General features: G+C 71.8%; 19 protein-coding genes. 3 read left to right on the top strand and 16 right to left on the bottom strand.

The window, feature by feature from the left end; translation table 11 throughout:
- Positions 1-641 precede the first annotated feature (641 nt).
- Entirely contained in the window at positions 642-896 is a 255-nt protein-coding gene (locus ABEA93_RS22140; protein ID WP_345677417.1) for a hypothetical protein, read from the top strand.
- A 298-nt stretch (positions 897-1194) separates the two neighbouring features.
- Here the strand turns inward: ABEA93_RS22140 and treZ are convergent, their stop codons facing one another.
- Together treZ and treY are read right to left on the bottom strand one after the other, a co-directional pair.
- Positions 1195-2952 (bottom strand): malto-oligosyltrehalose trehalohydrolase, encoded by a 1758-nt coding sequence (treZ, locus tag ABEA93_RS22135; RefSeq protein WP_345677416.1) that lies wholly within the window; start codon positions 2950-2952, stop codon positions 1195-1197.
- A 108-nt stretch (positions 2953-3060) separates the two neighbouring features.
- A complete protein-coding gene (treY, locus tag ABEA93_RS22130) occupies positions 3061-5499 on the bottom strand; it encodes a malto-oligosyltrehalose synthase (RefSeq protein WP_345677415.1) in 2439 nt (812 codons plus the stop codon).
- A gap of 348 nt (positions 5500-5847) precedes the next feature.
- Between treY and ABEA93_RS22125 the strand changes: the two genes are divergently transcribed.
- Positions 5848-6978 carry an Rv3169 family protein gene (locus ABEA93_RS22125; protein WP_345677414.1) on the top strand — a complete coding sequence of 377 codons (1131 nt, stop codon included), beginning with the start codon at positions 5848-5850 and terminating at the stop codon, positions 6976-6978.
- An 89-nt stretch (positions 6979-7067) separates the two neighbouring features.
- On the opposite strand, the gene ABEA93_RS22120 is transcribed toward ABEA93_RS22125, so the two are convergent.
- From ABEA93_RS22120 to ABEA93_RS22110, 3 genes are all read right to left on the bottom strand, one after another.
- Positions 7068-7934: a DUF4189 domain-containing protein gene (locus ABEA93_RS22120; protein ID WP_345677413.1), complete on the bottom strand. Its 867-nt coding sequence runs from the start codon at positions 7932-7934 to the stop codon at positions 7068-7070.
- A 93-nt stretch (positions 7935-8027) separates the two neighbouring features.
- Entirely contained in the window at positions 8028-10154 is a 2127-nt protein-coding gene (glgX, locus tag ABEA93_RS22115) for a glycogen debranching protein GlgX (RefSeq protein WP_345677412.1), read from the bottom strand.
- Positions 10155-10284: 130 nt separating this feature from the next.
- The gene (locus ABEA93_RS22110; protein ID WP_345677411.1) at positions 10285-10503 is read right to left on the bottom strand and encodes a hypothetical protein; all 219 of its coding nucleotides are present in this window, start codon (positions 10501-10503) and stop codon (positions 10285-10287) included.
- 630 nt (positions 10504-11133) lie between these two features.
- On the opposite strand from ABEA93_RS22110, the gene ABEA93_RS22105 reads away from it, so the two are divergent.
- A complete protein-coding gene (locus ABEA93_RS22105) occupies positions 11134-12618 on the top strand; it encodes an SAV2148 family HEPN domain-containing protein (RefSeq protein WP_345677410.1) in 1485 nt (494 codons plus the stop codon).
- A 58-nt stretch (positions 12619-12676) separates the two neighbouring features.
- Here ABEA93_RS22105 and ABEA93_RS22100 read toward each other — a convergent pair whose 3' ends face one another.
- From ABEA93_RS22100 to ABEA93_RS22050, 11 genes are all read right to left on the bottom strand, one after another.
- On the bottom strand, positions 12677-13150 hold the full coding sequence (locus tag ABEA93_RS22100; RefSeq protein WP_345677409.1) for a winged helix-turn-helix domain-containing protein: 474 nt from the start codon (positions 13148-13150) through the stop codon (positions 12677-12679).
- 324 nt (positions 13151-13474) lie between these two features.
- Complete coding sequence (locus ABEA93_RS22095) at positions 13475-14371, bottom strand: phosphotransferase (protein ID WP_345677408.1); 897 nt, start codon at positions 14369-14371, stop codon at positions 13475-13477.
- A 71-nt stretch (positions 14372-14442) separates the two neighbouring features.
- Positions 14443-15231 carry a sirohydrochlorin chelatase gene (locus ABEA93_RS22090; RefSeq protein WP_345677407.1) on the bottom strand — a complete coding sequence of 263 codons (789 nt, stop codon included), beginning with the start codon at positions 15229-15231 and terminating at the stop codon, positions 14443-14445.
- A gap of 12 nt (positions 15232-15243) precedes the next feature.
- Positions 15244-16179 (bottom strand): ABC transporter permease, encoded by a 936-nt coding sequence (locus ABEA93_RS22085; protein WP_345677406.1) that lies wholly within the window; start codon positions 16177-16179, stop codon positions 15244-15246.
- Entirely contained in the window at positions 16166-16975 is an 810-nt protein-coding gene (locus ABEA93_RS22080) for an ABC transporter ATP-binding protein (RefSeq protein WP_345677405.1), read from the bottom strand. Before ABEA93_RS22080 ends, ABEA93_RS22085 begins: the two co-directional genes overlap by 14 nt.
- Before the next feature lie 86 nt (positions 16976-17061).
- Positions 17062-18192, bottom strand: coding sequence for an ABC transporter substrate-binding protein (locus ABEA93_RS22075; RefSeq protein ID WP_345677404.1), 1131 nt, complete (start codon positions 18190-18192; stop codon positions 17062-17064).
- A 94-nt stretch (positions 18193-18286) separates the two neighbouring features.
- Positions 18287-19642, bottom strand: coding sequence for a sulfate adenylyltransferase subunit 1 (locus tag ABEA93_RS22070; RefSeq protein ID WP_345677403.1), 1356 nt, complete (start codon positions 19640-19642; stop codon positions 18287-18289).
- Positions 19643-20566 (bottom strand): sulfate adenylyltransferase subunit CysD, encoded by a 924-nt coding sequence (cysD, locus tag ABEA93_RS22065; RefSeq protein ID WP_425585041.1) that lies wholly within the window; start codon positions 20564-20566, stop codon positions 19643-19645.
- 85 nt (positions 20567-20651) lie between these two features.
- On the bottom strand, positions 20652-21350 hold the full coding sequence (locus ABEA93_RS22060) for a phosphoadenylyl-sulfate reductase (RefSeq protein ID WP_345677402.1): 699 nt from the start codon (positions 21348-21350) through the stop codon (positions 20652-20654).
- A complete protein-coding gene (locus ABEA93_RS22055) occupies positions 21347-21556 on the bottom strand; it encodes a hypothetical protein (protein ID WP_345677401.1) in 210 nt (69 codons plus the stop codon). The genes ABEA93_RS22060 and ABEA93_RS22055 overlap by 4 nt, the downstream gene beginning before the upstream one ends.
- Positions 21553-23238: a nitrite/sulfite reductase gene (locus tag ABEA93_RS22050; RefSeq protein ID WP_345677400.1), complete on the bottom strand. Its 1686-nt coding sequence runs from the start codon at positions 23236-23238 to the stop codon at positions 21553-21555. The genes ABEA93_RS22055 and ABEA93_RS22050 overlap by 4 nt, the downstream gene beginning before the upstream one ends.
- Positions 23239-23273: the final 35 nt, after the last annotated feature.

Below are 23273 nucleotides of genomic sequence, written 5' to 3'. Positions count from 1 at the left end.
TCTGCGGACCTTGACCGGCTCTGCCACCGAACCCCCTGTCGCCGGTTGGATGTCCATGACATCCAACCGGCACGCAGACCATCACGACCACCGGCCACCCGGTGAACGTTTCCGGTCACAGCACTAGACGAGGACGGCGCACACCCGGCTCGAACGGCGACCGCTGCGTGAGCCCATGCGCGTCCAGGTGCCGAGAAGGCGCCGTTCGGCCGCGGCCGCAGGCCGACCTCAGGGGCGGTCGGCTTGCGGCACGCCGGCAGTCGGGTACGCATGAAGCGCATGTCGGAGAACCTGGCCGGGATGGTCCGCTTCCGAAGGCGTGGGGCCGGACTATCGGGTCAGCCGGATTCACGGGCGGCGCTCGGCGGCCGGATCACCCGGACCGGGGTTCCGCGTTCGCGGGCGTGGGTGACGATGTCGGCGATTCGCTTTCCGGAAAGGCATCGTCCGGACTTCGGCGGCTCGACTCGGCAATGCGTCGAACTTGGCGCGGTGGCACGAGTGGCGTCGTCGGGAGCTGAATGCATCGGACTGCCTGCCCCTTGCGGTAATCGAACTACCGGGCGTGATCACGGTGCACGTCGCGGCGCCGGTCGCGGGATCACCCGCGCCTGTCGGGCGCGGCCGTCACACTGGCAGGTGTGATGAAGCTGCCTCGTGTGGAGTGCCCGGTCTGCGGCCGGAACGTCGCGGCGTTGCCGCTGCCCGGCCAGGCGGCCAGGGGCCGCGTCTGGCGGCATGACGCCCCCGAAGTCCGCCGCGACGCGGACGGTGCGCTCGTGTCCTGCAAGGGCGCCCTTGAGGTCGTGGACGTGACGGCGGTTGCGGCACAGCTCGCATTTGACGTTGAGACGCTGGAGCGGGACGACGCGGCACCCACTCTGTTTGTGATCTGAAAGCGCTTCCGGCCTGCGGAGTTCGAGTCAAACCCACCGTCGGAGGGCTCTGCCGTCCCCCACTGATCTCGGCCCGACAAGGGATCTACGGCTACCGCTTCATCGCCCTGTAGCGCTTCATGAGCGCGGTCATGGGCCTTGGGCTTCGCGGATCAGCGGCCCGGTTGACCATGGTGAGTCCTTGTCGTTGGTCAAGTCGGGCCGGCGATCCAGACGGCCCACGAATTCTGAGGGTGCGTGGTCGGCATCGACGACGGAGTGGCCTTCGGCCGGTGGCCGCGTTCAAGGGGCCACCCGGTCAGCTGAGCAGGCGTGCCACCGCCGTCGACCTTGGGGCCAGGGTCAGGGTGGTGCCTGCGAGGCCGCGGTCGATGGTGGCGGGGTCCCAGGAGGCGAGGACTTCGGCGTTGGCGGTGCCCATGGGGAGGGTGGCCGGTTCGTCGGCGAGGTTGAGGGCGGTGCGGAAGGGGCCGCGGTGGAGCATGAGCCAGCCGGCTGCTTCGTCGTAGGTGACGTGGACGGCGGACAGGTGGGGGTCGGTGAGTTCGGGGTGGGTGCGGCGTAGGCGGATGAGGGTGCGGTACCACGTGAGGAGGGCGGCGTGGGGGGCGCGGAGGGGTTCCGACCAGTCGAGGCGGGAGGCGCGGACGGTGTCGGGGGACTGAGGGTCGGGGATGTCGCGCTCGGCCCAGCCGTGGGCGGCGAACTCGGCGCGGCGGCCTCGGCGTACCGCGTCGGCGAGGGCCGGGTCGGTGTGGTCGGTGAAGTACTGCCACGGGGTTGAGGCGCCCCATTCCTCGCCCATGAAGAGCATGGGGGTGAAGGGGGAAGTAAGGACGAGGGCGGCTGCGCCGGCGAGGAGGCCGGGGGGCAGGAGCGCCGAGATGCGGTCGCCGGTGGCGCGGTTGCCCACCTGGTCGTGGTCTTGGAGGTAGGCCAGGAAGCGGTGGCCCGGCATGCGGGACGTGTCGACCGGGCGGCCGTGGTGACGGCCGCGGAACGACGACCAGCGGCCGTCGTGCAGCCACACCCGGGTGAGGGTTCTGGCGAGGGTGGACATGGAGCCGAAGTCGACGTAGTAGCCCTGGCGTTCGCCGGTGAGGAGGGCGTGCAGGGCGTGGTGGAAGTCGTCGCTCCATTGGGCGTGGATGCCCAAGCCGCCGCTTTCGCGCGGGGTGACGACGCGCGGGTCGTTGAGGTCGGACTCGGCGATCGTGAAGAGGGGTTTGCCGAGGGTGGTGCCGAGGCGGTCGACGGCGTCGGAGAGTTCTTCGAGGAACGGGACGGCTCGGCGGTCTTCGAGTTCGTGGACGGCGTCGAGGCGCAGGCCGTCGAGGTGGAAGTCGCGGAGCCAGGCGAGGGCGCTGTCGACGAGGAACGCGCGGACTTCGTCGGAGCCGGGGCCGTCGAGGTTGACGGCGCTGCCCCAGGGCGTGTGGTAGCGGTCGGTGAAGTACGGGCCGTACCGCGGAAGGTAGTTGCCGGACGGGCCGAGATGGTTGTGGACGACGTCGAGGATCACCGCGAGGCCGCGGGCGTGGCAGGCGTCGACCAGGCGCTTGAGGCCGTCGGGGCCGCCGTACGGTTCGTGCGCCGCCCACAGGCACACGCCGTCGTAGCCCCAGCCGTGGCGGCCGGGGAAGGCGGCCACCGGAAGGAGTTCGACGTGGGTCACGCCGAGGTCGACGAGGTGGTCGAGGCGGCGGATGGCGGCGTCGAACGTGCCTTCGTCGGTGAAGGTGCCGATGTGGAGTTCGTAGATGACGCCGCCGGGCAGGGGGCGGCCGCGCCAGGCGGTGTCGGTCCACGTGAAGGTGTCGTGGTCGTAGACACGGGACGGGCCGTCGGGGCCGGTGGGCTGCCACGCGGAACGCGGGTCGGGCAGCGGGGGGCCGCCGTCGAGGGAGAAGGCGTAGTCGTCGCCGTGGTGCAGGGATTCGAGGTCGAGGTGCCACCAGCCGGGGCGGCCGCCGGGGTGGAGGGCGCGGGTGGGGGCGCCGGGGGAGACGACGTCGACGGTGGCGGCGGCGGGGGCCCAGACGGACAGGTGGGTCATGGGGTCCTCTCCGGTGGTTTCGGCGGAAGGTGGGGGTGGGTGGTGCGATGACGGGTGCGGCTCCGGGGGGCCCACCCCCCACCCCCTACCCACACCGCCCGGCTGTTGTCAGCGTGTGTGCCCGTCCTCCAGCAACGCCACCGGCAGCCGTTCGAAGACATCACCCACCAAGGCGTCCGCTCGCACCTGCCGCCCCGTCAGCAGGTCCGTCCACACCCCGCCCCCGGGCAGGTCGAGCTGCGTGTCGCCCCAGCCGCCGCGGGCGGCCAGCTGCACCGGCAGGCGCGTCGCCAACGCGACCGTGTGGCCGCGCCGCATGCCGAGCAGGTGCTCCGCGGCGGAGCCGTGCGCGTACACGCCGGCGTAGTGGGCGCCGACACCGTCGGCGAGCCCGACCCCGCCGCCCGGCGCGGCTCCAGCCCGAAGCCCGGCCTCACCCCCGGCACCGTCCCCGACCCCCACGCCGAACTCCCCCGGCTCCCTCCGCCTCCACCGCAGCACCGCCGACGTCACCAGCGTCTTCTCCCCGTCCAACCCCGTCGGCCGACCCGCCGCGTCCAAGTCCGCCAACCGGGCCGCCGCCGCCGCGAAGTCGACCGGCCCCCGGTTGTCCGGGTCCACGAGCGTCCGCAGCACCCCTTCGCCGCCCTGGTACACATCGGGTACTCCGGGCATCGCCAGGTGCACCATTGTGCAGCCCAACGAGACGGTCCGCGCCGGGATTTCCAGCTGTTCGACGAAGGACCCGACAGCTTCGAACAGCTCCCGGTCGGCCAGCACGGCGCGCACGAAATCCTCGGTTGCCTGCTCATACGCGGTGTCCGGACGCGTCCACGACGTCGACCGGTCCGCCTCGCGCATCGCCTTCCGCAGGTAAGAGACCACTCGATCAGGGGAGATCGGCCAGGCCCCCACGAGGGTCTGCCACAGCAGGTACGTGTCGTACCGGTCCGGCCCGCCGCCCTCGCGATGCCGCCGCGCCGCCTTGTCCCACGCCCGCACCGCCGCCGCCCACACGTCCGGCATCTCCGCGAGCACCGCCAGCCGCGCCCGTACGTCCTGGCTGCGCTTGGTGTCGTGCGTCGACAGCGTCGTCATCGTGCGCGGCCACGCCTCGGCCAGGTCGCGGCAGTACGCATGGAAGTCGGCCGGCGCGAGCCCCACCTCGTCCGGCTCGCCGCCCACCTCGTTCAGCGAACTCAGCACGTACCACCGGTAGAACGCCCGGTCCTCCACGCCCTTCGCGGCCACCGCCGACGCCACCTGCGCGAACCGCACCGCGAACTCGGCGTCGTGCCCCAGCGCCGCGTCCGCGATGCGCCGCGCGGTGGCCGCGAGCCGCCCCGGCACCCCCGTCAGCGCCGCCCCCAGCAACCGCACCGCGTCGGCCGGTGCGGGCTCGCCCGCGACCACGTACGGCCGGTACTCCGGCACCGACGCCAGCAGCTCCCGCAGCGCCTCGCCCCGGTCCGGCGCGGTGACGCCCGCCCGGTCCAGCACCCTTTCCAGCCGCGCCACCTCGGCCGCGAGCCCGCCCGCCAGCACCTCGGACTTGCCCGCCCGCGCCACCGGCTCGAAACCCGGCTCGGCGGCGCCCGTGAACTCGTGGTGGAGCGCCCTGAGCGGCTCCGCGGAAGACGGGTCGACGAACACGCCGTCGATGCGCCGCAGCGTGTCGTACCCGGTGGTGCCCGCGCAGTCCCAATCGCCGGGGAGGCGTTCGTCGCCGGTGAGGATCTTCTCCACGACGATCCACGTGTCGTGCGGCGTGGCGGCGCGCAGGCGGCGCAAGTACTCGCGGGGGTCGGCGAGGCCGTCGGGGTGGTCGATGCGGAGACCTTGGACGAGGCCTTCGCGGACGAGCCGCAGGATCACGGCGTGGGTCGCGGCGAAGACCGCCTCGTCTTCCTGGCGCAGCGCGATCAGCGAGGACACGGTGAAGAACCGGCGGTAGTTGCCGCGCAGGTCGCCTTCGTGCCAGTCGGCCAGGCGGTAGTGCTGGGCCTCGACGGCGTCCCGGAGCGGAAGGTCGGCGGTGCCGTGCCGGAGGGGGAAGGTGTGGTCGAAGTAGCGGAGCATGCCGTCGCGGACGGTCAGGTCGGAGAGGGCGTCGTCGAGGGGCGCGCCGAGGACGGGCAGCAGGAGCCGTCCGCCGCCCGCGTCCCAGTCGATGTCGAACCAGCCCGCGTACGGCGACGCGGGCCCTTCCGCGAGGACCGACCACAGCTGCCGGTTGAGCGACTCCGGCACCGGCATCGCCATGTGGTTGGGGACGATGTCGACGACGATCCCGAGCCCGGCGCCGGCGGCCTCCGCGGCGAGCGCCCGGAAGCCGGTTTCGCCGCCGAGTTCGGGGGAGACGAGGCTGTGGTCGATGACGTCGTAGCCGTGGCCGGACCCGGGGACGGCACGCAGGATCGGCGACAGGTACAAGTGGCTCACACCGAGCGACGCCAGGTACGGCACGGCGTCCGCCGCCTCGGCGAATCCGAATCCGGGTTGCAGCTGCAGACGGTACGTGCCGGTGGGGACCACGGGTGGCGTCATGCCGAACGAGTGCCCACCCGCGCCGGAAGGCACGCCCCGTTACGCCATACGGCTGACGATGGCCGGGGCCAACGGCGGTGTTGACGCCGTCCTCCGGGAGAAGCGGCAATACTCCGCGCGCCCGCCGCGGGGTCCCGAGCCGGCCCCGAGAGCGCCGGAGCCCCGCCCGCCCCTGGCAATCTTTATTGCTCCGGTCAACAATCTCCACCCGCAGGGCCGAGACCCCGCCAGAGCCACACCAGAGCCACACCAGAGCCACATCAGAGCCAAGTCAGAGCCACACCAGAGCCACACCAGACACCCGCCGCAGACACGCCACAGCTCAGGGCCGAAAACCGGAGGCGCACCGTGCTCACCAGTTTCGACGACTACCCCGTCCACCAGATTCCGCTGCCGGTCGCCGTTCCGGCGGCGAGCGACCGCAACGCGTACGGGCGGTACTGGTTCGGCGCGGCGCACCAGGACGGCCGGTTCATCGTCGAGGCCGCGTTCGGCCGCTACCCGAACCTCGGTGTGGCGGACGCGCACCTGTCGGTGTCGCGCGGCAACGTCCAGGACGCGTTCCACGTGTCGGGCAGCGCCCCCGCGGATCCGGCGGTGACCGCGGTCGGGCCGTTCACGCTGCGCGTGGCCGATCCGATGCGGCGGCTGCACCTCACGCTCGCGGACAACGCCACGGGCATCACCGCCGATCTCGAATGGCGGGCCCGGGTAGGCGCGTTCGAAGAGGACCACACGGTCATGCACGACGGGGTCGGCCGGGTGATCGTCGACATGGCCCGCTTCCTGCAGTTCGGCACGTGGGCGGGCACCGTCACGGTGGACGGGGAGACGCTGGAGCTGCGCCACGACGAGGTGGTCGGCGTACGCGACCGCTCCTGGGGTGTCCGCCCGGTCGGCGCGCAGCCCGCCGGCAAGCCGGCCGCGCAGATCCCGAACGCGTGGTTGTGGGCGCCGATCCATTTCGCGGGCGAATGCCGGACGCTCGGCTACTTCCAGAAGCCCGGCGGGCAGATCTGGCGCGGCGACGGCTTCGTGCTGCCGGTCGTCGACCCGGTGCCGCGGATCACCGGGCACGACGACCCCGGTGTGCTGCGGGTGGAGCCGTTGGGCGACCGCCTGGAGTTCGCGCCCGGCACGCGGCGGGTGACGCGCGCCGAGTTCGACGTGCGGCTGCCGGACGGCACGGTGTCCACGCTGGAGCTGGAGCCGCTGCGGCACATCATGATGAAGGGCTTGGGCTACACGTCCCCGGAGTGGGCGCACGGGCACTGGAAGGGCGAGGGCGTGGTCGGCCGCGAGACGTGGAAGCTCGACGAGGCCGACCCGCGCGACCCCACCGCGCAGCACCTCCACCACGTGGTGAAGGCGCGCGTAGGGGACCGCGAGGGGGTCGGCTTCCTGGAGCAGATCGTCTTCGGCCCGCACACGCAGTACGGCTTCCGCGACATCCTCGACGGCGCCCCGGAATCCCGCTAGGCCGCGTTCCGCGGGTCGCCGGTTCGGTGAACGGCTCGGTGGACGGTTCGGTGGAGGGTTCGCGAGAGCGCGTCAGTCCCGGGCATGGCTCAGGACGTGTACCGCGTCGTGCACACGACGGCGATCCAGCGTCCGCCACCCGCATTGGATATGGCGTCGTTCTGGGCCTCGGCCTCACTGTCGCCTTTTCCGCCCCAGTACCTGTTGGCGTTGGAGTTGTAGGCGACGGCGCCGCAGCTGTTCACGAACGTCACGAGGACCTTGCAGTTCCCGGGACAGTTGTTCAGCGCGGCGGTCTGGGCGGCACTCGCGGTCGGGTAGTCCCACGCCCTCCCGTTGGCGCCGTTGCTCGCCACGGCGATGGCGCCGTAGTGGTCCGGGCGCCGAGTCGGCGCGGGCGGCGAGGCCCGCCGCGTTGCCGGCACGGGATCGTCGGTTTCCGGGTCGTAACCGGAGCTGCCGGAACTGGAGCTGCCGGAACTTGAGCTGCCCGAACCGGAACTGCCCGAAGTCGAGCTTCCGGAACTGGAACTGCCCGAGCTGGAGCTTCCGGATCCGGAAGTACCCGAACTGGAAGTGCCCGAACTGGAGCTACCCGACAACCCCCCGGAGGTTTGTGCCGTCGATGCGTCAGTCGGCTTCAGGCAGAGGACGTACTTGCTGTCTCCGATCTGATACAGCACATAGAGGTCGGTATACCTGTCCTTGTAGATATCGCACTTGTCCGTGTCGGACGTGTTCGTGAACTTCTGGATGACGAGGTAGTTCGCCGAAGCGTCCGTGCACGCGACCTTCTTCGCGCTGTTCGCGTCGAAGCCGCTGACGTGGACGCAGTCGCCGGCGTTCGCCCTCGCCGGATTGTCGGCGCTGCACGCGGTTGCCGCGACGAGCAGCGGAGCGGCCGCCAGGCTCGCGAAGCGCAGCCGCCCTTTGTTGGTCCTGCTTGCCGTATCCATCGCCTCACCCCGAATTCGGCACGGATTGAGTGCGTAGGGTAAAGGCTCGGATACACGGGTGGGAAGGGCGGCCCCGCCGTGTCCCGGCGGGGGCTACTCCTGTGGACGCCGCAGGATCACCATGGCCCGCGCCGGGACCGGCCACGGGTCGCCCGCGTTCACCACGGGCATGTCCTTGTCGTCCCGGGTGGCGCCGGCCGCGTCGGCCGTCTCCGCGAGGACGGTCCACGACGCGCCGTGGTTGAGCGGGATGCGGAACTCCAGGTCCCGGTGCGAGGCGTTGAACAGCAGCAGGAACGAGTCGTCGGAGATGGCCTGGCCGCGCGGGTCGGGTTCGCTGATGGCCTGGCCGTTGAGGAACACGGCGAGGGACTTCGCGGTCGCTTCGCGCCAGTCCGCGTCCGTCATCTCGTCACCCGCAGGGGTGAACCATGCGATGTCGGTGAGGTCGTCGTGCGTGCCCTGGACGGGGCGGCCGTGGAAGAAGCGGCGGCGGCGGAACACCGGGTGGTCGTGCCGCAGGCGCGTGAGCATCTTGGTGAACGCCAGCAGGTCGCCGTCCGGCTCGCCCTTGTCCGGCCAGCGCACCCACGCGAGTTCGTTGTCCTGGCAGTAGGCGTTGTTGTTGCCGTCCTGCGAGCGGCCGAACTCGTCGCCGTGCGCGATCATCGGCACGCCTTGCGACAGCAGCAGCGTCGCCATCATGTTGCGCTGTTGGCGGGCGCGCAGCGCGAGGATCCCCGGGTCTTCGGTGTCGCCTTCGGCGCCGCAGTTCCACGAGCGGTTGTAGCTTTCGCCGTCGCGGTTGTCTTCGCCGTTGGCCTCGTTGTGCTTGTCGTTGTACGAGACCAGGTCGCGCATCGTGAAGCCGTCGTGGCAGGTCACGAAGTTGATGGAGGCGATGGGGCGGCGCCCGTCGTCCTGGTAGAGGTCGGACGAGCCGGTCAGCCGGGAGGCGAGTTCGGCGAGGGTGCGTTCCTCGCCGCGCCAGAAGTCGCGCACCGTGTCGCGGTACTTGCCGTTCCATTCGGTCCACAGCGGCGGGAAGTTCCCGATCTGGTAGCCGCCTTCGCCGAGGTCCCACGGCTCGGCGATGAGCTTGACCTGCGACACGACCGGGTCTTGCTGCACGACGTCGAAGAACGACGACAGGCGGTCCACCTCGTGGAACTGCCGGGCGAGCGTGGCGGCCAGGTCGAAGCGGAACCCGTCGACATGCATGTCGGTCACCCAGTACCGCAGCGAGTCCATGATCAGCTGGAGCACGTGCGGGCTGCGCATCAGCAGCGAGTTCCCGGTGCCGGTGGTGTCGAGGTAGTACCGCTTGTCGTCGGCGAGCCGGTAGTACGACTGGTTGTCCAGGCCGCGGAACGACAGCGTCGGGCCGAGGTGGTTGCCCTCGGCGGTGTGGTTGTAGACCACGTCGAGGATGACCTCGATGCCTGCCGCGTGCAGGTTCTTCACCATCGACCGGAACTCCTGCACCTGCTGCCCGCGCTCCCCGGTCGAGGAGTACGCGTTGTGCGGGGCGAAGAAGCCGATCGTGTTGTAGCCCCAGTAGTTGCGCATGCCGAGGCGGGTGAGCCGGTGGTCGTGCACGAACTGGTGCACGGGCATCAGTTCGATCGCGGTCACGCCCAGGTCGAGAAGGTGTTCGATGACCAGGGGGTGGCCGATCGCGGCATAGGTGCCGCGGATCTCCTCGGGCAGGCCGGGGTGCAGCTGGGTGAGGCCCTTGACGTGCGCCTCGTAGATGACGGTGTCGTGGTACTCGATGCGCGGCGGCCGGTCGTTGCCCCAGTCGAAGTAGGGGTTCACCACGACGGACGTCATCATGTACGGCCCGGAGTCGGCCTCGTTGGGCAGGTCCGGGTGGTCGAACGAGTAGCTGTACACCGCCTCGTGCCAGCGGACCTCGCCGGAGACCGCCTTCGCGTACGGGTCGAGCAGGAACTTGTTCGGGTTGCAGCGGTTCCCCGCCGCCGGGTCGAACGGACCCTGCACGCGGTAGCCGTACCGCTGCCCGGGCTGGATCCCGGGCAGGTAGGCGTGCCGTACGAAAGCGTCGGTCTCGCGCAGCTCGACCGTGGTCTCGCCGCCGTCCTCGTCGACCAGGCACAGCCACACGCGCTGCGCGGCCTCGGAGAACACCGCGAAGTTCGTGCCGGCGCCGTCGTACGTGGCACCGAGCGGGTAGGGACGTCCGGGCCAGACCTGCATGCGGAACCTGTCGTCTCGGTACGGGTTGCTCGCGGGTGCGAGCTGCGGGCACCTGCCATCCTCGCAAACCCGGCGCCGGGGAAGCGCGCGACGGCGCGCCCCTTCCCCCGGATGGGTGGCGGATCCGGCCTCAGATCCAGTCGAGCAGCTCTGCCGCGAGCGCTTCCTGCGGGCACGGGCCCGCCGCGCCGCAGCTGCACGAGGACGCGCCGACGGCCCGGCGGTGGCCGTCGAAGATCGCCGCGACGACGTGCCGGTAGCGGTCGAAGTCGGCGTCCAGGCCGGCGGCCGGAAGGGTGTCGGCGCCCGCGGCGGGCGCGGGGGCGGTGGTGGTGTGCGTGGCCAACATGGCGACCTCCTGGTGCCACGGATTTCGCGGGGACTTCGCGGGGTTTCCGCTCCGTCTTCTCGCTGGTACCGACGACGCGGGGACCGTCCGCGGTTTCCCGCGGACGCCACTCCGGCGCAGGTCGAGGGAGCACCCTCACGAGATCGGCACGACACCGTGGACGACTGGCAATAGTTGCCCAGAGAGTGCATCACCCCTGGTGGCGAAGTGCCGTCAAAACGCCGTAACGCGCGACGAATTCCCCCGACGGCGCGCATCCGGCCCCGCGGCGCCGCATCGGCAGGGCCGCTACGCCGGTCCGGGGCGGGCCGCGGCACGGCGGTCCGGCCCCGCCGGACCCGCGCCGCCGGACCGGGGCCGCCGGGCCCGGACTGCCGTAACTGCGCGTACCGTTGACGCGCGTATACGGCGGGTCGGCATACCCGGCTGAAGTACGCTCGACCGGTCCCGGGTGATCGCCGCAGCGTGGCCGCGAAGCCGGCGCCGCCGGGTGATGCCGCGGTGCCGCCTGCCGCTCACGGGCGCCGCGCGGCGGAACCGCGGGCATGCGTACGAACGCGCTGCGGAACGCCGTTGCGCACGGGAACCCGCGCGAACTTGCGTGAACCAGAGGATGGGATTGGGGACTCGATGACCGACCTGGGCCCGAACGCGCCCACGCCGGAGCCCGACGACCTGCCGGACCCCGACGCCGACGCGGCGCGGTCGGACGCGGAAGCCGCCTCCGACGCGGACCGCCCGGCGGACGGCGGCCCCGCGGCCGACCTGGACGACCCGACCGCACCGGACGAGCCCGCACCGGCCCGCCGCGCCGCCCCGCTGCCCGACACCGGGCCGCCCGACGACGATCCCGACACCCGGCCCCCGTACGGCGGCACCTCCCGCCTCCCGCTGCCCGCCCCGCGCGCCGCCGCCGACGACGGGTACGTGCCGCTCCTCGACGGCAGCGGCCCGCCGCCCCCGCTCGGCCCCGGCCCGCTCGTGCCGGAGCCCGCCGAACCGGGCGACCTGTCGTGGGCCGAGGACGACTGGGCGGACGCGCTGCTGCGCGCCCGCCGCGCCGGACGCGCGTACGTCTACCTCAACCTCGTCGAGCAGCGCCTGCGCTCGGTCGTTCGCGAAGTGCTGCTGCCCGTCTACGGCACCGTCGAACAAGCCGCCCAGGACGACGGCGCCTGGGTCGTCGCCGCGGCCGGGCCGACGCAGAGCGAATGGGTCGAACGCGCGGAAGCCGTACGGGAGATGAGCCGCCGCCGCGGCTACATCGTGGACCCCGCCGACGACGACCTCGTCGCGTTCCTGACCCTGCCGCAGCTGCGCGAACTCCTGGTCCGAAACTGGTGGTGCTTCGCGCCCTACCTCCCCGACCGGCGCACCCTCGAACGCGCCCTGGAGGAAGTCGAGATCGGCCGCCACATCGTGGCCCGCAACCGCGTCCTGTCGGCCGACGTGCTGCGCCAGGTCGAACGCGCCTGCACCAACGTCCTCGCCGAACTCGACGGCCGCCTCGGCCGGCACGCCGGCGAACGCCTCGCCTTGGACGCTGTCGAGGAACTGTTCGCGGGACGCTACGCCGACCTGGTCGGCGTCTTCCCCGACCGCAGCGCCCTGCAACGGCAGCTCCCGGTCGCCGAACTCGTCGGCGAGGCCGTCGACATCGACGCGATGGGCGTGTCGCTCAACCTGCTGTGCCAGAACTACTCCGGCCGCGACCTGTACCGGCTCGCCGCCGCCGGCTGCCGGATGCGGCTGCTGTTCCTCAACCCGGCCGGCGACGCGATGAAGCAGCGGGAGAAGGACGAGGGCGTCAAGCGCGGCATACTGTCGCGCCTGACCACCCTCAATATCCTGCACGCCCGCAAGATCCGGCAGAAGCTCGCCGAACCCGGGCGCATCGAGATCCGCGTCTACGACGAGACCCCGCGGTTCAACGCCTACCTCGTCGACGGCGACGTGGCCGTCGTCCAGCCCTACCTGCGGCGGGCCCGCGGCGTCGAGTCGCCGTCGTTCGTGCTGCGCGCCGAAGGCGGCGCGTCCGATCCGCGGCGCGGCCTGTTCACGTTGTTCCAGGAGGAGTTCGAGCAACTGTGGGCGGACGGCAAGCGCACTGCTTGACGTGGCACGGCGGCCGGGCCCGACGCCCGGCCGCCGCGGCGTTACCGCCCCGGCCGGATCAGGACGCCGGCAGGTACTTGTAGCCCACGCGGTGCACCGTCGACAGGCGGCGCTTGTGGCGCGCCCCCACCTTGCGGCGCAGCCGTGCCACGTGCACGTCGACGGTGCGGCCTTCGCCCGAGTCCGGGTAGCCCCACACCGCGTCCATCAGCTGGCGGCGCGTGTAGACCCGCCGCGGGTTGCTCAACAGGTGGGCCAGCAGCCCGAATTCCAGGAACGTCAGGTCCAGCGTGCGGTCGTCCACGGTCGCGGTGCGGCCGGCCAGGTCGAGGACGAGGCCGTCGTCTTCCAGCACCACGTCGGCGGGCTCGGCGGGGTGCGGGTCGGGGACGGCGTAGAGGCCGCGGGAGAGGGCCGGCGGGTGCGCGGTGTGCGGGGCGGGCGCGGGGCGCGGGATGTGCGGGGTCTGCTGAGTGTGCGGCGCGTGCGGGGCGAGGCGCGGGGCGGCGGCGTGGACCGAGGCGTACGTCATGACGGAATCCCTTCGGAGCGCGGCCCGGACCGGTCGCGGCGCGCGGCAGGCGCGCCGCGACGGGGCGTCGGACGGCGGAAGTCTCGGGTGGGCGAGCGGAGGAGGAAGACGGCGCGAGGGTGACGAAACGTCAGCAGGCCGGACACACGCAGCTGCACACGCGGCAGAAGTCCACCGCGCGGCGCCGGGTCAGCGTCCTCCGAGTCATACCGCTCATCGTAGTCCAAGCATCCCGATATCTGAACAACCGTTCCAACAGGCGGACATGGGGGTGGCCATCAGCGGACGGGCCGGCCGTGCAGGGCAGTCGGGCCGGTGCGCGACTCAGAAGGAATGCCACCGGGACGTGGTGTCTCCGGTGCGCAAACACCGTACGCGGTGGGCGAATTCGTCTTCCGCGGCGGGATTCCCCGGCACGTGCTGGGCGACCCATGCGGTGGCGGCCAGCTCCCGGACCGCCCGCAATACGGGATAGCCGTCCCAGGATGTGACATCGAAGCCGTACTTGCGGACGAACTTCTCCACCGCGCCGTCCGGCAGCCCGTAGCGTACGGCGGCCATCGGCGTGAGGATCAGGTCGAGTTCGCGCAGGTCGTCGGACACGTTCTCCAGATCGAGGAGCAGCGGGCGGCCGCCGTGCACGCCGACGTTGCGCAGCAGCGCGTCGCCGTGGACGACCCCCGGCTCCAGCACGGGCCGCACCGCGGCGTAGGCGTCCAGGAGTTCGGCTTTGCGGTCGAGGAGGAAGCGCCGGTCGTCGAGGTGGACGGCGGCGTCCGCGGAGTCGAGCCAGGTCTCCACGAGCGCGAGCGGTTCGCGGGCGGGCAGCGCGAACGGCGGCCTGGGCAGGGCGTGCAGGCGTTTGAGCAGCCGGGCGAGGTCTTTGACGTCCGGGTCGCGGTCCGCGGGTTCCAGCAACTCCCAGAAGGTGACCGGCCGTTCGGAGACCGAGACGGGCTGTGCGGGGACCTGCTCGGCGGGGCGCACGGTGGGGAAGTCCTGGTCGCGCAGCCAGCGGGCGACCTCGATTTCCCGGCGGGCCCGGTCGAGCAGGTGGGGGCCGCGGGCGATCCGGGCGACGATGCCGGCTTGGGGGAGCGCGAAGACCGCGTTCTCGCCGTACGCCAGGAGTCCGGCGTTGTCGGCCACTCCCGGGTCGATGCCGACTCTGTTGCAGGCGCGGGCCAGGATCCCGCGTTCGGTCGCCGCTGTGTCGATCACGCGCGCGATCCTACTGGCGCGCGGGACGTCGTCCGGGGCTTCGCGCAGGGTGGCCACAGCGGAGTGCCGGGTCAGGCGGTCCGGCGGGCCGCCGCGGCGGTGCGGGCGGTGGCGGCTTCGTGGCGGCGCAGGACGAGCGCGGCGAGTTCGGGCGTGTCGGCGAGGGTCGTGCTCGTCGCGTCGGCTTCGGCGGCGGCGGCCTGCGCGGCGATGCGGTCCGGCAGGAAGCCGGGGGCGAGGAGGTAGGAGGCGACGGCCACGCGTTCGGCGCCGCCGCGGCGCAGGGCGGCGACCGCGTCGGCGACGGACGGCGACCCGGACGCCGCGTAGGCGGTGGCGACGGCCGCCCAGCCGGTGCGGCGCCACGTGCGGGCGACCCCGGTGAGGGCCGCGTTCGCGGCGGCGTCGGTGGATCCGGCGGAGGCGAGGACGATGCCGTAGCGCGGGTCGCCCGCTGCCACGCCGGCGTCGGCGAGGCGGCGTTCCATGGCGGTGACCAGCAGCGGGTGGGGGCCGAGCGCGGGCGTCTGCCGCACCTCCAGACGGAGCTGGCGGCCGGCCGCCAGCATGGCCGGGACGTCGTGCTTGGCGTGGTAGGCGGACGACAGCAGCAGCGGCACCGCGGCGGCTTCCCGGAACCCGTCGGCGGCGAGCGCGGCCAGCGCGTCGGGCACCCGCGGCCCGCAGTGGTCGAGGTACGCGACCTCGACGCGCAGCCCGGGCCGCAACGCGCGGACCCGGGCGGCGAGCGCGCCGACGGCCTCGGCGTGCCGCGGGTCGCGGCTGCCGTGCGCGATCGCGAGCAGCGCGGGCGGACCGGGCGAGCCGGGGTCGCCGTGTGTGCCGAAGGTGGGGTTCATGGGAGCCGGAGCCTACTTCGTGCTTGCCAGGAGGCCGCGCTGGCGCAGCACGAGCTTCTCCAGCGGGGAGAACACCAGCAGTTCGATGCCGATGCCGACGATGAGGATGAGGAACACGGCGGTGATCATCATGGGCATTTCGCCGAGGTCGCGGCCCTGTTGGAGGAACTGGCCGAGTCCGTAGCCGAGGTCGGGTGAGGCGGCGATGAGTTCGGCGGCCATCAGGGAGCGCCAGGAGAACGCCCAGCCTTGCTTGACGCCGGCGAGGTAGCCGGGCAGTGCCGCGGGCAGCAGGATGTGCCAGACGCCGCGCAGGCCGGTGGCGCCGAGGACGCGTCCGGCGCGGATGAACAGCGGCGGGACCTGGTCGACGCCGGAGATGATGCCTTGGGCGATCGACGGGACGGCGCCGAGCAGCACGACGGCGTAGATGGCGCTGTTGTTGAGGCCGAACCAGATGACGGCGGGCGGCACCCACGCGACCGACGGCAGCGACTGGAGGCCGGACAGCAGCGGGCCGATCGCCGCACGGATCCAGCGGACGCGGGCGACGACCAAGCCGAGCGGGGTGCCGATGGCGAGGGCCATGAGGAAGCCGAGCGCGGCGCGCTTGAGGCTGACCCAGAGGATGTCGAAGACATCGCCCTTGTGCCACTGCACCATGAACGCGTCCCAGACCTGCGCCGGGCTGGGCAGCGCGTACTCGGGCTTGAGGTGCGCCGAGTAGGCGATCTGCCAGATGCCGATCAGGACGGCGATGGCGAGGGTGGGCGGGCCGACCTTGGCGAGCAGGGTGCGCCAGATCGGGGTGCGTTCTTCCTGGTAGGACTCCAGGGCGTCGAGGCCGGCTTCCAGGCCCGCGACGTCCTCGGGCGTCTCGGAAGACACAGAAGACGCGGAGGAGGGACCGTCGGCGTCGACCGGCTTCGTCAGGTCAGTGCTTGCCATGGCGGCGGATCTCCCCTCGCAGATGCTCGGTGATTTCGATGGACAGGGCGGACACGTCGGGGGCTTCGATACGGCGCGGCTGCGGGATGCCGATCGTCCATTCGCGGGCGATGCGGCCGGGCCGCGACGACAGCAGGACGACGCGCTGGCCGAGGCGCACGGCTTCGCGGACGTTGTGGGTCACGAAGACGACGGCGCGGCCCGTGTCCGCCCAGATGCGGGTCAGTTCGTCGTGCAGGACGTCGCGGGTGATGGCGTCGAGCGCGGCGAACGGCTCGTCCATCAGCAGCACGTCGCCGGCCTGCGCGAGCGCGCGGGCGAGTGCGACGCGCTGCCGCATGCCGCCGGACAGTTCGTGGACGCGCTTGTCGTACGCGGTGTCCAGGCGCACCAGCGCGAGCAGGCGCTGTGCTTCGGCCTTGCGCTCCTCGCGCGGCATGCCGCGGAGTTTGAGCGCGAGTTCGATGTTCTTGCCGGCCTTGAGCCACGGGAACAGCGCGTGTTCCTGGAACATCAGCGCGGGTCGGCCGCCGGGCACGTCGATGGCGCCCGCGGACGGCTTGTCGAGGCCCGCGACCAGGTTGAGGAGGGTCGACTTGCCGCAGCCGGACGCGCCGAGGAGGCACACGAACTCGCCCGGCGCGACCGTCAGGTCGATGCCGTCGAGGACGGGGGCGCCGCCGCGGCCGAAGCTCTTGGAGACGCCGGTGAGGCGCACGGCGTGGCCGTCGGCCTGCACCGCGTCGCGCGCGGGCGCGGCCGCGGCGGCCGGCTTCTCGTGCACGGTCTGGGACATCGCGTCGACCCTTCCGGTGGTGGTCTGGTGGGGTGCGGGGCGGAACCGGTCGGGTCCCGCCCCGCGCGCCCGGCTGGTTCGGGGCGCTACTTCTTGGCGCCGAGTCCGGCGTCGGCGACCGTGGGTTGGCCGGCCGCCTGCAGGACCTTGTTCAGCAGGGTCAGGTCGTAGATGCCGTGGATGTCGGCGTCCTTGGTGATGCCGGCTTTCACGCCGTCGTCCTTGAGCTTGAGCAGCGACGTGGCCAGCGGGTCGTTGGTGACCTCGATGTTCTTCCAGGCGTTGTCGATGACGGCCGGCGCCAGGCCCTTCTGGGTGAAGGCGGTCAGCTGGTCGTTGACGTCGGTCTTGGCCTTGTCCGGGTTGGCCTGGATCCACGAGGTGGTGGCGACCTGGCCCTTGATGAGCGCCTCGACGGTGTCGGGGTGCTCGTCGAGGAACTTCTTGCGGACGATCAGGTTCGTGGTGACGAACTTGCCTTCCGGCCACAGCGTGCGCTCGTCGACGAGGACCTTGGCGCCGGCTTCCTGGACGAGGCGGGTCGCCCACGGCTCGGGCAGCCAGCCGCCGTCCAGTTCGCCGCTCTTGAACAGGGCGAGGGTCTGGGCGTTGTCGGTCGGGACGATGCTGACGTCGCCGCCGCCCTTGGTGTCGGTCTTCAGGCCCTGCTGGGCGAGCCAGGAGCGGACCGCGACGTCCTGCGTGCCGCCGAGCTGCGGCGAGGCGATCTTCTTGCCCTTGAGGTCGGCGGCCGAGTTGATGCCCGGCTTGACCACGAGCGAGGCGCCGCCGGACGTGGTGCCCGCGACGATGCGCAGCAGTTCGCCGTTGGTCGAGGTGAACCCGGAGATCGACGGGTTCGGGCCGATGTAGGTGGCGTCGATCGAGCCGCCCTTGAGGGCTTCGATCGCGGCCGGGCCGGCGTTGAACACCTGCGTCTTGACCGACGTCGAGCCGAGTTCCTTCTGGTAGAAGCCTTCCTTCAGGCCGACCAGCGGGGTGGCGTGGGTGACGTTGGCGAAGAAGCCGAGCCGGATTTCGGAGGCGGACGTTCCGGCGCTGCTCTGCCCGCCGGACGCCTGCGCGGCGGGCTTGGCCGTGTCGTCCTTCTTGTCGGAGCCGTAGCCGCATGCGGACAGCACGGCGAAGACGGGCAGGACGGCGAGGGTTATGGCGGTACGTACTGATCTGCGGCGCGAAATGCGGGCAGCAGGCATGAGGGACCTTCCCTGAAACGGCCGTGCAGGGGCACGGAAGACGGTGGTGTCCGGTGACGGAAGTCGGCGGCCAGTCCCCACGAGGGGGAGCCGGCTAGCGACATCGGTCCGTCGCGGAGCCCGTCTCGCCGCCGCGGTCCACGAACGCGGGGCCGGCCATGCCGGCGGTCAGCGTCGAGCCGTCGGCTTCGTCGATGAGGAGGAAGGACCCGGTGCGGCGCCCGGCCGCGTAGGGGTCGAGCGCGAGCGGCTGCGCGGTCCGCAGCACGACGTGCGCGATGTCGTTCGGGTGCAGCTCGCCCGGCGACGGCTGCTTCTCCAGCGTCTGGATGTCGACGCGGTAGGGGATCTCCTTGACGATCGCCTTGACCGTGCGCGTGGTGTGCTTGAGCAGCACCCGGTCGCCCGGCCGCAGCGGCTTGTCCGCGACGTGGCACACCGTCGCCTCGACGTCCTGGGTCGGCTGCGGCGCGGCCTCGGCCGGGGCGATCAGGTCGCCGCGGGACACGTCCACGTCGGTGGCCAGGCGGATCGTCACCGACTCGCCGGCCTGCGCGCGGTCGACGGTCGCGCCGAGCCGGTCGATGCCCGCGATCGTGGACCGCGAACCGGACGGCAGCACCACGACCGGGTCGCCGGCCCGGAACACGCCGGACGCGACCTGGCCCGCGTAGCCGCGGTAATCGCGGTACTCGTCGTCGGACTGCGGGCGCAGCACGTACTGCACGGGGAACCGCGCCGACGCGTGCTCGTCCTGGCCGCCGGTCTCGACGGTCTCCAGGAACTCCAGGAGCGTCGGGCCGCCGTACCAGTCCATGTGCGCGGACGGGTCAACGACGTTGTCGCCGCGCAGTGCCGACACCGGGATCGCGGTGACGTCGGGGACGCCGAGTTCCTTGGCGTAGCCGGTGAACTCGTTGGCGACCGCGGCGAACGCGGCCTCGTCGTAGTCGACCAGGTCCATCTTGTTGACGGCCAGCACGACGTGCGGGACGCGCAGCAGCGCGGCCACCGCGAGGTGCCGGCGGGTCTGCTCGACGACGCCGTTGCGGGCGTCGACCAGGACGACGGCGAGTTCCGCGGTCGACGCGCCGGTCACCATGTTCCGGGTGTACTGCACGTGCCCGGGGGTGTCGGCGAGGATGAACCGCCGCTTCGCGGTGGCGAAGTAGCGGTACGCGACGTCGATCGTGATGCCCTGCTCGCGTTCGGCGCGCAGGCCGTCGGTGAGCAGCGCCAGGTCGGCCTCGTCCATGCCGCGGTCGCGCGAGGCGCGTTCGACGGCTTCGAGCTGGTCGGTCAGCACCGACTTGGAGTCGTGCAACAGGCGGCCGACGAGGGTCGATTTGCCGTCGTCGACCGAGCCCGCGGTGGCCAGGCGCAGCAGCCCGACCGCGGCGTCGGCCGGGGTGGATCCGGCGGCTGCCGTACCGGAGTTCTGGCTGGACATTTAGAAGTATCCCTCGCGCTTGCGGTCTTCCATCGCGGCCTCGGACATCTTGTCGTCCGCGCGCGTGGCGCCCCGTTCGGTCAGTCGGCTCACGGCGATTTCGGCGATGACCTCGGCCACCGTGGCGGCCGGGGAGTCCACCGCTCCGGTACAGCTCATGTCGCCGACGGTGCGGTAGCGGACGACACGGCGCTCGACCTGCTCGTCGCCCTTGGGGCCGCCCCATTCGCCGGGGGCGAGCCACATGCCGTTGCGCAGGAACACGTCGCGCTCGTGCGAGAAGTAGATCTCCGGGAGGGGGATCTCCTCGCGCTCGATGTACTGCCACACGTCCAGCTCGGTCCAGTTGGACAGCGGGAACACGCGGACGTGCTCGCCGACCCGGTGCCGGCCGTTGTAGAGGTTCCACAGTTCGGGGCGCTGGCGGCGCGGGTCCCACTGGCCGAACTCGTCGCGCAGGGAGAAGACGCGCTCCTTGGCGCGGGCCTTCTCCTCGTCGCGGCGGCCGCCGCCGAACACCGCGTCGAAGCGGTTCTTCTCGATCGCGTCGAGGAGCGGCACGGTCTGCAGCGGGTTGCGGGTGCCGTCCGCGCGCTCCTGGAGGCGGCCGTTGTCGATGAACTCCTGCACATGGCCGACGTACAGGCGCAGGCCGTGCTCGGCGACGGTGCGGTCGCGGTACTCGATAACCTCGGGGAAGTTGTGCCCGGTGTCGACGTGCAGCAGCGCGAACGGGATCTGCGCCGGCCAGAACGCCTTGCGGGCCAGGTGCAGCATGACGATCGAGTCCTTGCCGCCGGAGAAGAGGATCACCGGCCGTTCGAACTCGCCCGCGACCTCGCGGAAGATGTGCACGGCCTCGGCTTCGAGCGCGTCGAGGTGGCCGAGCGCGCCGGGCGCGGAAAGCTCCACCGCTGTTGTCACGATCGCCTCCTGGGGCTGTCGACGTCGGGAGATCCCGGGTTGTCCGGGGTGGGGACGGCAGTCGGGTCGGGGTGCGGGCGGGCCATCAGTGGATCCCGCACTCGGTCTTGGCGCGTCCGGCCCAGCGGCCCGCGCGCGCGTCCTCGCCGGGGGCGACGCGGCGGGTGCAGGGGGCGCAGCCGATCGACGCGTAGCCGTCCATCAGCAGGGGGTTGGTGAGGACGCCGTGTTCGAGGATGTAGGCGTCGACCTGGTCCTGCGTCCAGCGGGCGATGGGCGAGATCTTGACCTTGCCCTTCTTGGAATCCCACGCGACGACGGGGGTGTCCGCGCGCTCGGGGGAGTCCTCGCGGCGCAGGCCGGTCGCCCACCCGTCGTAGCCGGCGAGGCCTTCGCCGAGCGGGGCGACCTTGCGGAGCGCGCAGCACAGGTCGGGGTCGCGGTCGTGCAGCGCGGGCCCGTACTCGGCGTCCTGCTCGGCGACGCTCTGGCGCGGGGTCAGCGTGATGACGTTGACCGGGTAGACCGCGGCGACCGCGTCGCGGGTGCCGATGGTCTCGGGGAAGTGGTAGCCGGTGTCGAGGAAGACGACGTCGATGCCGGGCTGGACGCGCGACGCGAGGTGCGCGACGACGGCGTCCTCCATCGACGAGGTGACGCACCACCGGTTGCCGAACGTCTTCGACGCCCACGTGAGGATCTCCTCCGCGGTGGCGTCTTCGAGGTCGCGTCCGGCGTCAAGGGCGAGCTGCTCCAGCGCCTCGGGGGTGTAGGTCGTGGTCATGTCGCCTCCTTCGCGGGAGTGGTTGTGGGGTCGGCTTGAGCGGCGGGGCCGGCGGAGCCGGCTTCGCGGAAGACGAGGCCGAGGTACTTGAGGGAGAACGCGCGGCGACACGCTCCGCAGAGCCACGCGCCGTGGCCTTCCTCGTGCGGACGCAGGTCTTCGTCGCCGCAGTAAGGGCAGTAGAACGGTGCCGCGCGTTCGCTCACGAGAGATCCGCCTCCGAGGCCCGCGCCGCCCACTGCGCGAACCGCTCGCCGTCGGTGCGCTGCTCGTCGAAGCGGCGGACGACGCGCTCGACGTAGTCGGGCAGTCCGGCGGCGGTGACCTTCAGGCCGCGGACCTTGCGGCCGAAGCCGGCGTCGAAGCCGAGGCTGCCGCCCAGGTGGACCTGGTAGCCCTCGACCTGGTTGCCCTCGTCGTCGAGGACGAGCTGGCCCTTGAGGCCGATGTCGCCGACCTGGATGCGCGCGCACGCGTTCGGGCAGCCGTTGATGTTGATGGTGAGCGGCTGGTCGAAGTCCGGCAGGCGCTGCTCGAGTTCCTCGATGAGGGTCTGGCCGCGGCCCTTGGTGTCGACGATCGCGAGCTTGCAGAACTCGATGCCGGTGCAGGCCATCGTGCCGCGCCGGAACGGGCTCGGGTTGACCCGGAGGCCGAGCGCTTCGAGGCCCTCGACGAGCGACGTGACCTTGTCCTCGGCGACGTCCAGGATGAGCATCTTCTGCTCGACCGTGGTGCGGACCCGGTCCGAGCCGTGCGCCTCGGCGAGGTCGGCGATCTTGCCGAGCGTGGCGCCGTCGACGCGGCCGACGCGCGGGGCGAAGCCGACGTAGAAGTTGCCGTCGTTCTGGCGGTGCACGCCGACGTGGTCGCGCCACGCGCTGGCGGGCTCGGCGGGGGCCGGGCCGTCGGTGAGCTTGCGCTTGAGGTACTCGTCTTCGAGGATCTGGCGGAACTTCTCGGCGCCCCAGTCGGCGACGAGGAACTTCAGGCGGGCGCGGTTGCGCAGGCGGCGGTAGCCGTAGTCGCGGAAGATGCCGATGACCCCGGCCCAGACCTCCGGCACCTCGTCCAGCGGCACCCAGGTGCCGAGGCGCTGGGCGAGCTTCGGGTTGGTGGACAGGCCGCCGCCGACCCACACGTCGAAGCCCGGTCCGTGCTCGGGGTGCACGACGCCGACGAACGACACGTCGTTGATCTCGTGCACGACGTCCAGCAGCGGCGAGCCGGAGATCGCGGTCTTGAACTTGCGCGGCAGGTTGGAGAACTCGTGGCTGCCGATGTAGCGGCGGTTGATCTCCTCGACCGCCCAGGTGCCGTCGATGATCTCGTCCTCGGCGATGCCGGCGACAGGCGAGCCGATGACGACGCGCGGGCAGTCGCCGCATGCTTCGGCGGTCGACAGGCCGACGCCTTCGAGGATGTTCCAGATCGCCGGGACGTCCTCGATGCGGATCCAGTGGTACTGCACGTTCTGCCGGTCGGTGATGTCCGCGGTCCCGCGGGCGTACCGCTCGGAGACCTCGGCGACCGCGCGGAGCTGGGCGAGGTTCAGCTGCCCGCCGTCGATGCGGACACGCATCATGAAGTACTCGTCGTCCAGCTCGTGCGGCTCCAGGACACCGGTCTTGCCGCCGTCGATCCCGGGCTTGCGCTGCGTGTACAGGCCCCACCAGCGCATCCGGCCGCGCAGGTCGTTGCTGTCGATCGAGTCGAAGCCGCGGTGCGCGTAGACGTTCTCGATGCGGGCACGGACGTTGAGGCCGTCGTCGTCCTTCTTGAACTGCTCGTTGGCGTTGAGCGGCTCACGGTGGCCCAGCGCCCACTGGCCCTCGCCGCGGTGGCGCGAGGTCTTGCGGGGGCCGGCGGCCGAGGCGGGGGTGGCCATGGGGCGTCCTTTGACGGGGTGTCGTGGACGCGCGC

This window comes from Yinghuangia aomiensis (genome assembly GCF_039542225.1).
GTDB lineage: Bacteria > Actinomycetota > Actinomycetes > Streptomycetales > Streptomycetaceae > Yinghuangia > Yinghuangia aomiensis.
Note: the sequence above shows the minus strand (reverse complement) of the source record. Positions and strands in the feature narration are given on the sequence as shown.